This is a genomic window from Streptomyces sp. NPDC096311 (assembly GCF_044763085.1).
In the GTDB taxonomy this organism is placed as follows: Bacteria; Actinomycetota; Actinomycetes; order Streptomycetales; family Streptomycetaceae; genus Streptomyces.
Genome location: NZ_JBIWFN010000003.1, coordinates 349,511 through 362,853, shown reverse-complemented (window position 1 = coordinate 362,853; position 13,343 = coordinate 349,511). Strand labels below are relative to the sequence as shown.

The following is a 13,343-nucleotide window of genomic DNA, read 5'->3' as shown; positions in this document are numbered from 1 at the left end:
AAGGTGACCTGGTACGGCTGACCATCGGCCTCCCAGGAGGACCGAGTGGATCCCGGCCCGCATCAAGGCCACATCGCCGTGGGAGCTTTCGCAACCCGACCGGGCGGGTTCACTCGACCCGCACTCCGTATTCCGATCGGGTCCCTGAACGGACTGTTCCCAGTCGATTACAGTGCTGATCGTCGGACGTACGTACGATGTCTGGGGAGGTCTCGGTGGGTGCGACAGCCGGTGCCGTCTGGGGCCGTGCGGAGCAGCAGGACTTCCGTAGCCGGGTACGTGGGACCCTGCTGGGCGCGGCCGTCGGGGACGCCCTCGGGGCGCCGGTCGACGGGCTCACCCTGGAGCGGATCCGGGAGGCCCACGGCGCGGAGGGGCTGGTCGACCTCGCCTTCGGGCACGGCCGGCGCGGCTCCGTCACCCACCTCACCCAGCTGACCCTCTTCTCCCTCGACGGTCTGATACGCGCCCAGGTACGTCGTGACACCGGCGCCTGGCATCCGCCTACCGACCTCCACCGGGCGTACCGGCGCTGGGCGTCCACCCAGAGCGACTGGGGCCCCGACGAGCGCCGCAAGGACGACGGCTGGCTGGCCCGCGAGGAGTGGCTGTACGCCCGCCGCGACCCGGCCCGCGCCTGCCTGATCGGCTTCGGCGACGACATCATGGGCACGCTGGACGCGCCCAAGAGCCCCGGCGAGCTCGGGCCCGAGGCCGCCGCCCGCTCGGCGCCCTTCGGGCTGCTCGTCGGCTGGGAGCCGCAGCTCGTGATGCAGCTCGCCGTCGAGTGCGCCGCGCAGACGCACGGGCACCCCACGGCGTACCTCGCGGCGGGCGCGTACGCCGTCATCGTGCACGCGTTGGCCCGTGGCGAGAGTCTCGACGGGGCCGTCCAGCGGGCGCTCGCGATCCTCGCGGTGCGGCCGGGGCAGCAGCCCGTCGCGGACGCGCTCCAGCATGCGCTGGGGGCTGTGCGGCAGGGGATGCCGACGCCGGGGCGGGTCGAGGAACTCGCCGGGGAGGGTACGGCGGAAGGGCTGCTCGCGGTCGCGGTGTACTGCGCGTTGGTGGGGGACGACATCCGGCACGGTCTGTGCCTCGCGGTGAACCAGGGCGGGCCCTCTGGGGTGGCCGGCGCCCTCACCGGGGGACTGCTCGGGGCCCTGCACGGCGAGACGGCCCTGCCGCCCGCCTGGCTGGCCGAGCTGGAGGGCCGTCCCACGATGCTGGCCCTGGCGGACGACTTCGCGATGGAGATGACCCAGGGCCCGGCCCTGCACGGCCCGGGCGGCTCCGCACCGGGCTGGCTGGCCCGTTACCCCCGGGCGTAATGCGTCAGTTCCCCGAGCCCCTGAGGGGCATGGCCATACGCGTGCGGGGCGAAGCCCCGCCCCAGGGGCGCGGGGAACTGCGCGCCGAGCCCCACCGGCCCGCAGCCGGACGACTCGGGACGGGCGGGAATCCGGGGCCAAGCCCCGTCTGAGGGGCGCGGGGAACTGCGCGACCAGCCCCCACCGCCCCGCAGCCACACGACGGCCCCGGTTGAGGCGACCGGCGACCGGCGGCCGGCAGTCGTCTGACTGCCGGCCGCCGGCCGTTCTCAGACGCCGGACGGGCTGGCGGTGCCGGCCCCGTCCGCGGCTTCCGCCGGGGCGGGAACCGCCGCCGCCCCGGCCCCGCCCTCGTCGTCATCCGTGTTGATCTTCTCGATGATCGCGTCGCGCTCCGGCGTGTCCTCGGGCTTCAGGAAGCCGATGAGGATGTACAGGACGAGGGAGATGACCATCGGGACGGAGACCTGGTACTCCAGCTTCACATCGGTGCGCTGGGAGAAGTCCAGGTTGTAGTTGACGAAGAAGAACGCGAGCAGACCACAGGCCCAACTGGTGAGCGCCGCCGTCGGACCGGACTTACGGAACGGTCGCAGCAGCCCCAGGATGAACGGGATCGCGATCGGCCCCATGAGCCCCGCCACCCATTTGATGACGACCGTGATGATGTCCTTGAACGTGGCGGAGTTGACCTGCGTCGCCACCGCCATCGAGAACCCGAGGAAGGCGACGGTCGTGATCCGCCCCGCGATGAGACCGGTCCGGGTGTCCCAGGCACGCGCGGCCCTGGAGAGAACCGGCGCCACGTCCCGGGTGAACACCGCGGCGATCGCGTTCGCGTCCGACGAGCACATGGCCATCGTGTGCGAGAAGAAGCCGACCACGACCAGACCCAGCAGCCCGTGGGGGAGGAGCTGTTCGGTCATCAGACCGTACGCGTCCGAGCCGTCCGGCTTCTTCGCCGTGACGAGGAGCGGCGACAGCCACATCGGGATGAACAGGATCACCGGCCACACGAACCAGAGCGCGGCGGACAGGAAGGCCGACTTCGTGGCCTGCTTGGCGCTGCCCGTCGCCATGTAGCGCTGGGCCTGGTTCCACATCCCGCCGTTGTACTCGAACAGCTTGATGAACAGGTACGCGATGAAGAACACCGTCATATACGGCCCCGCGAATCCGTTCGCGTGACCGTGCAGCTTCGGCGAATCGAGGGCCTTGGACAGGCCACCCTGGTCGGAGATCTTGTTCAGCACGATGATCAGCATCGAGAGCCCCGCCAGCAACTGGATCACGAACTGACCCAGTTCCGTCAGCGCGTCCGCCCACAGACCGCCGATCGTGCAGTACACGGCCGTGATGCCACCGGTGATGAGGATGCCCTGGGTGATCGTGACCCCGGTGAAGACGCTCAGCAGGGTCGCGATCGCCGCCCACTTCGCACCGACGTCCACGATCTTCAGCAGAATGCCCGACCAGGCGAGCGCCTGCTGCGTCGGCACGTTGTAGCGGTCCTTGAGGTATTCGAGCGGTGAGGCCACGTGCAGCCGGGAGCGGAGCCGGTTGAGCCGGGGCGCGAACAGCTTCGCGCCGAGCAGCACGCCGATGGCGATGGGCAGCGCCCAGGTGACGTACGAGGTGATGCCGTACGTGTACGCGATACCGGCGTACCCGGTGAACATCACCGCGCTGTAGCCCGACATGTGGTGCGAGATGCCGGACAGCCACCAGGGCATCTTGCCGCCCGCGGTGAAGAAGTCGCTGACGTCGTCCACACGCTTGTGGGACCAGACACCGATCGCGGTCATGACGCCGAAGTACGCGACCAGGACGGCCCAGTCGAAGCCGTTCATGTGCCCCCTCCAGGGGTCCGCCTTGTGAACCTGCAGATACCGGACGGCACTTCGCCAGTACGCATGGGGTCCCCCCTGCTCGAGCAAAGCCGAGAGCTTGGGGGAGGGCGGCGCCCCCGTGCGGGAGCGGGGACTTTGGGGATTGAACCGCCGTTCGGAGGGGGCGGTCAAGACCTTTCCCGGTCACAGATATGAACGCAGATCAGAAAGCAGAACGATTTTGCCTCCACTTTACCCGTACGGCTGTTGTCGTGCTCGTGACGTGGACCACACCATGAGCGGGCACTTCGTCAGACCATGCAGGCAGGTTCACACCGACAAGTCGATCAGGCGTACGGGATGCGGGTCCCGCGCGGCTGGGAGGGGACGGCCGACTGGAATCCACCATCGGTTCCGCTAGCGCATGAGTTCGCCGGCGTTCACGAGCAGCGACTGCCCCGTGATCGCCCGCGCCCGGTCGGACGCCAGGAACACCGCGGCGTCCGCCACGTCCCCGTCCGTGGCCAGTTCGGGCAGCGCCATCCGCTCGGTGAGCCGCTGCAGGACGTCCGCCTCCGGTACGCCCTCGGTGTGCGCCGTGAACTGGACGTACGCCTCGACGGGCGGCCCCCACATCCACCCCGGCAGCACGGTGTTCACCCGGACGCGATGCGGACCCAGTTCCCTCGCCAGCGAGTACATCGCGCTCGTCAGCGCGCCCTTGGACGCCGCGTACGCCGCCTGCCGCACCTGGCTCGGCGCGGCCACCGACGACTGCGTCCCGATGATGACGACCGAGCCGCCGCACACCTTCAGCGCGGGCAGGCAGGCCCGGGTCATCCGCAGGGTGCCCAGCAGATTCACGTCGATGACCGACTGCCAGGTGGCGAAATCCGCGTCCTCCAGGCCGCCGAAGTAGCTGTCCCAGGCAGCCACGTGGACCACCGCGTCGATCCGCCCGAACCGCTCCGTCGCGAGCTCCGCGAGCGCCTCGCACTGCTTCTCGTCCGTGATGTCCGTGGCCCGGTACGCCGTGTGCGCGCCGTCCGGGTCGAGCTCGGCCGCGGACGAGGCGAGATTGGCCTCCGTACGCGCCCCCAGCACCGCGTTGCCCCCGTCCCGCACGACGGCCGCCGCGACCTGATGGCCGAGCCCGGCCCCGACCCCCGAGACGACGACCGTCTTCCCCGCGAGCAGTGACATCGAAAGCCTCCCCGGCTCTGGCGCATTGTCTGACGGGGCGTCAGAGTATGGGCGTCCGGCGGAGGAAGGAAGAGCGAGGAAGGGGATCGTCATGTCGGAGGAGACCCGTAGCGACGTGTACGCGGAACTGGCCGCCCTCGGTCCGTACGGCGTCCACCCGGGCCACGCCCTGATCACCATGGTCGAGCCGCACCCGGGCCACGAGTACGCGTACAACCGCTGGTACGAGGACGACCACTACTACGCCGGCGCGATGGCCATGCCCTGGATGTACGCGGGCCGCCGCTGGGTCGCCACCCGCGATCTCCAACTCCTGCGGTACCCCGAGAAGTCGGCGGTCGCCCAGCCGGTCACCGCCGGCTGCTACCTCTCGACGTACTGGGTCACCGAGGGCCGCTACGACGACCACATGAGGTGGACCGTCGGCATCAACAAACGGCTGAATCGCGACGGCCGCGTGTACCAGGACCGGACGCATGTCTTCACGGCCTTCCAGGACCACGCGGCCACGGTGTACCGCGACGGCGCCGCCGGCCCCCGCGACTTCCACGCCCTGGACCACCCCTACGCGGGCCTCGTCCTCCAGGTCGTCGACGCCGACTCCGCCGACCGGCGCGCCGAGCTGCTGGAGTGGCTGCGCGCCCGCCACCTCCCCCGGCGTCTGGCGGGCTCCCCGGCCGCGATGGTGACCGTCTTCCGCCCCACCCCGCTCCCCGGCGACCGCATGACGTACGTGAAGCAGGTCGAGGGCGTCGACACCCGGCTGACCCTCCTGTGGTTCCTGGAGACGGACCCGAGGGAGTGCTGGGAGGACCACTTCGGCGGACTGGAGGAAGCGGTGACGGAAGGGGGGCTGGGGAAGGTGGAGCTGGTGGCCCCGTTCATCCCGACGGTGCCGGGAACAGACCGCTACGTGGACACCTTGCGCTGAACGGGCGGCGCCCTACGGCGAGTGAGCCGAAGAGGCTCGGCACAGGCTTTTGCGCCCCGGAGGCGAACCGAGCCCCAAAAAAAGGGGGATAGCCCCCTCGGCCAGGACGGCGGGCCAGTCGAGAGGGCTATTTCGGTGGTGCGTATGCGGTTGGTCGGTGCAGTTGTGGTGGTGGATGCAAGTGTCGTCGCATCAGGCGAGGTCGAAAGCCCCCCGGCTGACCTCGGCCACGAAGGCGTTCCACGAGTCCGCGGGGAACGCCAGCGTGGGGCCCGCGGAGACCTTGGAGTCCCGTACGGCCATCGCCGCGAGAACCGGGGACTTGACCTCGACACATGCGCCGTTGCCGGTGGAGTAGGAGGACTTGGTCCACGTGTCCGTGGCGCCTTGCTGGATTGCCATGTTCGCTCCGGATAGCCAGTTGTTGAGAGTTGCTGTCACCGCACTGCGGGTTCGCTACGGAACTCGCCGTGCGGTTTGCGCCAACGTTGTTGCTCGATGGCGTGATCGACGCTACTCGCCAACATCGGCGGGCGAAGGGGTCGTTCACTCGACCGGGTGGCATATACCAGTGGAGTCTTCCGTCCGGACGTGGTGAGGGTGTACTCTGCGGCACTTTCCCGCCGGGAGCCCGTTCTCCGGGGTGCGCGTCAGCGCGCGTACTCCTTGGCGATGTCCGCGATGAACTGCCGCGACTGCTCCACGTTCAGAGCCTGTGCCCGCAGATGCTCGTACATCACGCTGTATTTCTGGACGTCGTTCGCCTTCTCCAGATACAGGTCACTGGTGACGCCCTCGATGTAGACCACGCTGGAGTCGGCCGCGTCGGGGAACTCCAGGATCGCGTACTGCCCGTTGAGCCCCGGGTGCGCGCCCATCTCGAAGGGGATCACCTGCACGGTGACGTGCGGCAGCTGGGACTGTTCGACGAGGTGTTCCAGCTGGTCGCGCATGAGGGAGCGGTTCCCGACGACGCGGCGCAGTGCGGCCTCGTCGAGGACGGTCCACAGCCGGAGCGGGATCTCCGGGGCGGAGATACGTTCCTGTCGGCGCAGCCGCACCTGGACGCGCTTGTCGATGTCGGCGGAAGCGGTCTCCGGCAGCGCGCCCGCGATCAATGCCTCGGCGTACGGCCGGGTCTGCAGGAGGCCGGGGACGACCTGAGGATCGTAGACACGAAGTGACGCGGCGTCGGTTTCCAGCCCGATGTAGACGCTGTACGGGATGTCGCCGAAGGAGTGCCACCAGCCCTGCTGGCGCGAGTCCTTGGCCATCTGCATCAGGGAGTCGACGATCCGGTGGTCCTCGACCTCGTAGACCCCGCACAGATCGCGGACGTCACGCTGGCTGATACTGCGCCGTCCGTTCTCCAGCCGGCTGATCTTCGACTGCGAGACCAGCAGCCGCTCGGCGACCTCTTCGGCCGTCATGCCCTTGAGCTCACGGAGCCGGCGCAGCTCCTGGCCCAGCCGGCGCCGCCGGACGGTGGGATTGACATTGGACGCCACGGGACGTGCACCTCCGGCTGCGGGCCTCTACTTTGCGTATCTGCTGTTGAGCAGACTGCCACCAAGGTGCGTTCTACCGCTAGAAAACACCGGATATGCACGGGGTACACGCCAGTTCGGAGATCTGGCGCGGATATCACGCGGATCGCGTACGCGTACGTCGCCTTCACTCGTACTGTCCGCATATGCGCGACACCCGCGAAATGCGGCCGCGGGGGGGGGGGGGGGGGGGGGGGGGGGGGGGGCGGGGGGCGCCCCCCCCCCCCCCCCCCCCCCCCGCGCGAGCCAGCGGCTCCCGGACCGGGCCTTGGGGACTGCGGTGCGGCGCTGAGGTCGTGCTTGCGGTGCGTGGCGGTGCTCTTTGTGGTGCGTGGCGGTGCTGTTGTGCGTGGTGATGCGTACGGTGCCTGGTGGCGCCGTGGGACTGCGGCTCAGTGGACCACGGCGCGCGCCATGGAACCGTGGAGCGGTTGCATCGGAACACCGCGGGCGGGTTCCGGTGCGGACCTGACGCCGGCGGTGGCCGGACGGCCTGCCGGTGCCGGGTTGCGGCGTGGCTGTGCACCCACACCGTTCTGAACGTCCATGACCGCGTGGGCCACGAGGCCGCCCATGGGGTCATGCCTGATCAGGTCCCGTAGCCGGGAGCGGGACGAGCGTCCCTCGTTGCCCGGATACAGGTGCTTGCCGAGTCCGACCGCATGGGCCAGCGCGGCGAGCGCCGCGGTCCGCGGGTCCGGCGGTACGCCGGTGCGGATCGCGCTGTCCAGCCGGGACCTGATCTCCCGGCTGATCTCCGTGTCCGTCGCTTGGTAGCGAGTCGTCGGAAGCACCCCGCACATCTGGCCGGCCACGGCATGGACCATGCCGCACCTCTCCAGATGCGAGAGGTAGGTCTGGCGCAGCCCCAGTCGGGGTCCGCCAATCCAGTTGACCGCGCGTACGGGTGCTCCGCGTCGGCGAAGCAGTTCCAACGCACAGTCCAGTGTTGGATCTCCAGTCGGCCGTGGCTGCACCACGGCGATACGATCCCCGTCTGGGGCTATCCGTCCGGCCAGCGCCAGCTCTACTAGCTGTGCTCCGGCCAGACCGAGGTCGAGCGACTGCGGCTGTGCGGTGGTACCCGTGGTCGGGTCCAACGCCAGCAGCAGAAGCTCTTCCGGAATAGTTCTGCGGCTCCTGCCCATCCATGCCTCCCCGCGTGGATGAATGACAGGGTGACCCCTCTCACATTGGTCTGTCGAGAGTGCCTGACCGGTTCGTGATGGAACCAGCAGGTATGTCGTTCTCGTCTACCGCAGAGGTTAAGCCCGCACACAGGACACTGGTAGATGGTTCGGACAGCGATGTCCGGGCGGCGGGTCAAGGGTTCACGGTTCGTTGGGCGCCCGGTGGGTGGCGCACGGAGGAGGCATCGGTGGCGGGCGAGTCCCCCGACAGGTCGAAGCAGCACGAGTCGTCGGCATCGTCGGCAGAAGCGACGCCGGGGACCCCGGCCGCGGTTCCGGGCTCGAACCGGGCCGCCGCGTCGGCGGCGGCCGACCCCCGTCTGGCGGTGGCCCGCGAACGGGCCGCCACGGTGAGGGTGGATCAGGCGACGGCGGTGTTCTCGACGCGGGCGTTGGCGGAAGGTTCCGCCGGGTCCGGAGGGAAGGGCCCCGTGGAGGACGCGCGACTGCGCGAGGCCGTGGCCGCCTGGGTCGCCGGGGCGGACGAGAAGGCCCCTGAGGGGGAGTCCGAGGTTCCGGAAGCCTCCAAGGGCCCGGAGGGCCCCGACAAGGCCTCCAAGGGCGCGGAGAAGGCCGGTACGGCGGCGGAGGCCGGGACCGGGGCTGACGCTGAAGCCGAGGCTGGGACCGAGGTTGAGACGGGGGCTGGGGCCGAGGTTGCGGCTGCGGCTGGAGTGGGGGGCGAGGCTGACGGGGAGTCGGATTCGGGGTCCGACGCCGGTGCTGACATCGATGCCGCCGCTGATGCCGATGCCGACGCCGACGCCGACGCGGGCTCTGACGCCAAGTCCGAGTCCGAGTCCGAGTCCGAGGGTGAAGTTGAGGCCGAGGGCGCGGCGGCGGATGACGCCGATGCCGATGCCGACGCCGAGCCGACGACGGACGCGAAGTCCACGGCGGACGCCGAGTCCGAGACGGCGTCCGAGCCCGAGACTGAGACCGAGGACGTGAAGCCGGCGGAGGCGAAGGACTCTCCGGAGGACGCGTCCGAGACGTCTGGGTCTTCGGAGAAGACTTCCGGGGACTCCGAGACTTCCGGGGACGCCGAGATCTCCGAGACCTCCGAGGACTCTGAGGACTCCGAAGGTCCCGAAGATTCCGCGAGCCCCGAGGCCCCTTCGGACGTCGAGGGCTCCAAGGAATCCAAGGAATCCAAGAACGCCGCGGCTCAGAAGGACTCCAAGGACACGCCGCCCGCCGACGGTTCGGCGTCCGCCGATGACTCGCCGTCCGCGAAGGACGCCCCGGACACCGACGACGCGCCCGAGCCCCCCGTCGACCAGCCCACCGCCATCTTCAAGGCGCCGAAGCGCCCGGTGGTGGACCAGCCCACCACCATGCTCAAGCTGGGCGGTGCCAAGCCGGCCACCGACAAGCCCGCGGACCAGTCGAAGGCCGACCAGCCCAAGGCCGACCAGCCCAAGGCCGGCGAGCCCAAGGCCGACCAGCCGAAGCCCGAGTCCCCGTCCGAGCGCACCAGCAAATTCGTAGCCCTCAAGTCCCTCGACGAACCCGGGGCGAGGCCGAGGCCGAAGACCACCGCGACCCCCTCCGCTTCCTCCGCTCCCACCTCGCCCTCGAGGACGGCTCCCGCCGACGCCACCGCCGCCCTCCCGCAGGTCGGCCCCGAGCGCACCACGCAGCAGCCGCTGCCGCCGAAGCCGCCGCTGGACCTGCTGGCCGAGCTGACGAACACGCCGCCGCCCGCGCAGACCCCGGTACGGACGCTCGCGCGCCGGGTGAAGATCTGGACGCCGCTGGTCCTGCTGCTCGCGGTCGTCTTTGCGGTCGCACAGTCACTCCGGCCGCTGCCGACCCCCACGCTCGACCTCACCGCCGAGTCCAGCTACACCTTCGGCGGCGGCGACGCCTCCATCCCGTGGCCGTCCTCCGGTCAGGGCGCGCTCGACGTCCAGGGCATCGGTTCGTTCGGCACGTCCGGCGCGCAGAAGGCGGCGCCGATCGCGAGCGTCGCCAAGGTGATGACGGCGTACCTGATCCTGCGCGGCCACCCGATCAAGTCCGGCGACGGCGCGACGATCAAGGTGGACCAGAAGGCCCAGGACCAGTCGGACGCCGGCGACGAGTCGACGGTCGACGTGCACGCGGGCGACACCATCACGCAGAAGGAGGCCCTGGAGGGCGTCCTGATCGCGTCGGCGAACAACGTGGCCCGGCTGCTGGCCCGCTGGGACGCCGGTTCCGAGACGGCCTTCGTCGCCAAGATGAACGCCGCCGCCAAGGACCTCGGGATGACGAACACGACGTACACCGACCCGTCCGGCCTCCAGAAGACGACCGTCAGCACGGCCGCGGACCAGGTGAAGCTGGCGAAGGCCGCGATGAAGGACGCCTCCTTCCGCGAGGTCGCCCGGATGATGGAGTACACCGACTACAAGGGCACCAAGCACAGCAACTGGAACCACCTCGTCGGCTCGAACAACGTCATCGGCATCAAGACCGGCACCACCACCGCGGCCGGCGGCAACCTCGTCTTCGCGGCGACCAAGGAGATCGGCGGCGAGGTGCGGACCATCGTCGGCGCGGTGATCAGCCAGGGCCCCGGCGGCAACGACAACACCATCCTCGGCGGCGCCCTGGCCGCGGGCGACAAGCTGATCCGCGCCGCGCAGGCCTCGCTCAAGTCCGCGACGATCCTGAAGAAGGGCGATGTCGTCGGTTACGTCGACGACGGGCTCGGCGGCCGTACGCCGGTCGTGATCACCAAGGACGTCACGGCGGTCGGCTGGGCCGGACTCAAGGTCAAGCTGTCCTTCGTCTCCTCGGAGCTGCCGCACTCCGCGAAGGCCGGCACCAAGGTGGGCTCGCTCACCGTGGGTGACGGCGGCAGCAGCAGTGCCGTGCAGGTTCCTGTCGAGCTCCAGAAGGATCTCGCCGAGCCGGGCTTCGGCGCCAAGCTGACCCGCGTGAGCTGAGCGGCCGTACACGGCGAGCCGAGCGGACGTACGCAGGAGGGTGCGGGCGTACGGGTACGGGTACGGGCGTACGAGTGGGGCGCGCTTCCGGCAGGGGACGTATCCCCCGTACGCCGGAAGCGCCCCGAACGCCATGTGAACGCGCCGTGAGCCCGCCGTGAGCGCGGCACGAACGCACCGCACCCCGTCGGGGCGCCCCACCCGGGAGCTCCCCGGCGGGGTGCGTGCTAGCGTCGCGAGATCGGGGCAGGTCGCGGGCCGCGGGTCCCGGGCCGAACACGAGAAAACGGGACACGGGAGCCTTGCAGTGGCGACAGCGGAGCCGACACACGCCGACGACGCCGATCCTGGACCAGGTCCTGGACCGGATCGCGGACCGGGCTCGCGAATACGGCTGCCCGCACACGCCCCCGACGGCCTCACGGACGACGAGCCGCGGGAGCCGGTGACGCGGGAGCCCGTGACACCTGAGTCCAAGACGTCGGAGTCCAAGACGTCGGAGTCCGAGACACAGGGCCGACGTACCCGCCTCAAGGCCTTCGCCCTGCGCCACCCCGTCGCCTTCGTCACCATCGTGGCCGGCCTCCTGCACGTCGTCTGGTTCTTCACCTTCGCGAACAGTGGCGGAGACCTCGCGGCGCAGGACGCGTGGGCGGAGTTCGTCGGACGGCACCCGGACTCGGCGTACAACCTCGCCTGGTACGGCGGTATGCACCCGGTGTCGTACAGCGTGGTGTCGCCGTATCTGATGTCGGTCCTCGGCGTCCGTACGACGATGATGATCGCCGGGACGATCTCGGCGGGCCTGCTGACGATGATCCTCATCCGCAGCCGGGCGATACGGCAGCCGCTGGCGCCGGCCTTCGCGGGTGTCTTCGCGCTCATCTGCAACGCGATTTCGGGGCGCGTCACGTACGGCCTCGGCATGGTCTTCGGGCTCGCCGCGGCGGCCGTGGTCTTCTGCTGGCCGTACCGCTGGCGCTACAAGCGTTGGGCGAAGGCCCTGTGCGCGGCGCCGCTCGCCGCGCTGGCGACCGCCGCCTCGCCGGTGGCCGGACTGTTCGTGGGCCTGGTCGCGGTCGCCCTTTTCCTTCAGAAACGCCGTCCCGGCGCGTACGCGCTCGGCGTCGCGCCGGCCGTCGTCGTCGCGCTCTCGGCCTGGCTGTTCCCCTTCTCCGGCACCCAGCCGATGTCCTTCGGCTCGGCCTCGCTGCCGCTGATCTCCGCCGGGCTGGTCTTCGCGCTCGTTCCCAAGGAGTGGAAGACGGTCCGGATCACGGCGGCGGTGTACGGACTCGCCGTGCTCCTCGTGTGGCTGATCAGCTCGCAGATCGGCTCGAACATCACCCGCCTCGCGATGCTCCTCGAGGGCGTCGTGCTGCTCGCCGCGCTCCCCTTCACCGTGCCGAAGTCACGCAAGTGGTACGTGACCGTCCTCGCCTTCACCGGATTCGTCGGGTGGATCGGCTTCAAGTCGGTCGACGACATCATCCATACGACACCGGCGGCGTCCTGGGCCCGCGAGCTCGCTCCGCTGGTGAACCAGCTCCAGGTCGTCGGTGCCGAGAAGGGCCGCGTGGAGGTGGTCCCCGCCCGCTCCCACCGCGAGGCGTCCGCGCTCGCGCCGTACGTGAACCTCGCCCGCGGCTGGAACCGCCAGGCCGACATGGAGCGCAACCCGCTCTTCTACGACGACACCCTCAACTCCGCGAACTACCACGAGTGGCTGCAGCGCTGGGCCGTCCACTACGTGGTGCTGCCCAAGGGCGAACCGGACGGGGACGGCGGCGAACGCGAGCGCAAGCTGGTCCAGCGCGGCATGCCCTACCTCCGCCAGATCTGGGGCGACGCGAACTGGCAGCTCTTCTCGGTCACGGATCCCACGCCGCTGGCCGATCCGCCGGCCGTCGTCGACCGGGCGGAGCAGGGCGAACTGACCATCGAGGTGAAGAAGGCGGGCCGGGTTCTCATCCGCATCCCGTACTCCCCGTGGCTCGGGCTCGTCGACGCCAAGGGCAAGAGCGTGAAGGCCCCGCAGGAGACGCAGAAGTCCAAGCACCGTGCGGAGGGCACGCCGAAGACGTACGACAACCTCAACGGCTGCCTCATGGAAACCGCGGAGAACGCCTCCGGCGACAAGTGGACCGAACTCCTGGCCCCCGCCCCCGGCACCTACCGCCTCGCGGCCCCCTACCAACTCCCCCGGGGAACCCCGTGCCCCGAGGAACTGCGCTGACCTGACGACTGCGCCGGTCGGCCCGGTGGGGGCTGGGGCGCAGCCCCGCCCCCCAGGGGCGCGGGGAACTGCGCGCCAAGCCCCCGTTCACCCGCAGCCGACAAGCCCACCCGGGGGTCTGGGGGCGGAGCCCCCAGGGA

9 protein-coding genes are annotated in these 13,343 nt (G+C 70.1%); 4 read left to right on the top strand and 5 right to left on the bottom strand.

Going from position 1 to position 13,343, the window contains the following annotated elements; translation table 11 throughout:
• Window positions 1-215 precede the first annotated feature (215 nt).
• Window positions 216-1,331, top strand: a complete 1,116-nt coding sequence (locus tag ACIRA5_RS09930) for an ADP-ribosylglycohydrolase family protein (protein WP_403689196.1) — start codon at window positions 216-218, stop codon at window positions 1,329-1,331.
• 269 nt (window positions 1,332-1,600) lie between these two features.
• Here the strand turns inward: ACIRA5_RS09930 and ACIRA5_RS09925 are convergent, their stop codons facing one another.
• Both ACIRA5_RS09925 and ACIRA5_RS09920 read right to left on the bottom strand, forming a co-directional pair.
• A complete protein-coding gene (locus ACIRA5_RS09925; RefSeq protein ID WP_403689193.1) occupies window positions 1,601-3,181 on the bottom strand; it encodes a sodium:solute symporter family protein in 1,581 nt (526 codons plus the stop codon).
• A 396-nt stretch (window positions 3,182-3,577) separates the two neighbouring features.
• The gene (locus ACIRA5_RS09920) at window positions 3,578-4,363 is read right to left on the bottom strand and encodes an SDR family oxidoreductase (protein ID WP_190170723.1); all 786 of its coding nucleotides are present in this window, start codon (window positions 4,361-4,363) and stop codon (window positions 3,578-3,580) included.
• Between the two features lie 91 nt (window positions 4,364-4,454).
• On the opposite strand from ACIRA5_RS09920, the gene ACIRA5_RS09915 reads away from it, so the two are divergent.
• The gene (locus ACIRA5_RS09915) at window positions 4,455-5,294 is read left to right on the top strand and encodes a hypothetical protein (RefSeq protein WP_403689192.1); all 840 of its coding nucleotides are present in this window, start codon (window positions 4,455-4,457) and stop codon (window positions 5,292-5,294) included.
• A 192-nt stretch (window positions 5,295-5,486) separates the two neighbouring features.
• Here ACIRA5_RS09915 and ACIRA5_RS09910 read toward each other — a convergent pair whose 3' ends face one another.
• The 3 genes from ACIRA5_RS09910 to ACIRA5_RS09900 all read right to left on the bottom strand — a co-directional run bounded on the left by ACIRA5_RS09910 (window position 5,487) and on the right by ACIRA5_RS09900 (window position 7,989).
• Window positions 5,487-5,696, bottom strand: coding sequence for a DUF397 domain-containing protein (locus ACIRA5_RS09910; protein WP_352044204.1), 210 nt, complete (start codon window positions 5,694-5,696; stop codon window positions 5,487-5,489).
• 248 nt (window positions 5,697-5,944) lie between these two features.
• Window positions 5,945-6,802: a helix-turn-helix domain-containing protein gene (locus ACIRA5_RS09905; protein ID WP_403689190.1), complete on the bottom strand. Its 858-nt coding sequence runs from the start codon at window positions 6,800-6,802 to the stop codon at window positions 5,945-5,947.
• Window positions 6,803-7,233: 431 nt separating this feature from the next.
• Window positions 7,234-7,989 carry a GPP34 family phosphoprotein gene (locus tag ACIRA5_RS09900; protein ID WP_403689188.1) on the bottom strand — a complete coding sequence of 252 codons (756 nt, stop codon included), beginning with the start codon at window positions 7,987-7,989 and terminating at the stop codon, window positions 7,234-7,236.
• 230 nt (window positions 7,990-8,219) lie between these two features.
• Here ACIRA5_RS09900 and ACIRA5_RS09895 point away from each other — a divergent pair, with 230 nt between their 5' ends.
• Window positions 8,220-10,967, top strand: coding sequence for a D-alanyl-D-alanine carboxypeptidase (locus ACIRA5_RS09895; RefSeq protein WP_403689186.1), 2,748 nt, complete (start codon window positions 8,220-8,222; stop codon window positions 10,965-10,967).
• 307 nt (window positions 10,968-11,274) lie between these two features.
• The gene (locus tag ACIRA5_RS09890; RefSeq protein ID WP_403689184.1) at window positions 11,275-13,203 is read left to right on the top strand and encodes an MFS transporter; all 1,929 of its coding nucleotides are present in this window, start codon (window positions 11,275-11,277) and stop codon (window positions 13,201-13,203) included.
• Window positions 13,204-13,343 lie beyond the last annotated feature (140 nt).

What these genes read in the sequence shown, in the direction of transcription:
- ACIRA5_RS09900 (WP_403689188.1), bottom strand. Translation starts at nt 7,989, where the DNA reads ATGGGCAGGAGCCGCAGAACTATTCCGGAAGAGCTTCTGCTGCTGGCG.
- ACIRA5_RS09920 (WP_190170723.1), bottom strand. Translation starts at nt 4,363, where the DNA reads ATGTCACTGCTCGCGGGGAAGACGGTCGTCGTCTCGGGGGTCGGGGCC.
- ACIRA5_RS09915 (WP_403689192.1), top strand. Translation starts at nt 4,455, where the DNA reads ATGTCGGAGGAGACCCGTAGCGACGTGTACGCGGAACTGGCCGCCCTC.
- ACIRA5_RS09925 (WP_403689193.1), bottom strand. Translation starts at nt 3,181, where the DNA reads ATGAACGGCTTCGACTGGGCCGTCCTGGTCGCGTACTTCGGCGTCATG.
- ACIRA5_RS09910 (WP_352044204.1), bottom strand. Translation starts at nt 5,696, where the DNA reads ATGGCAATCCAGCAAGGCGCCACGGACACGTGGACCAAGTCCTCCTAC.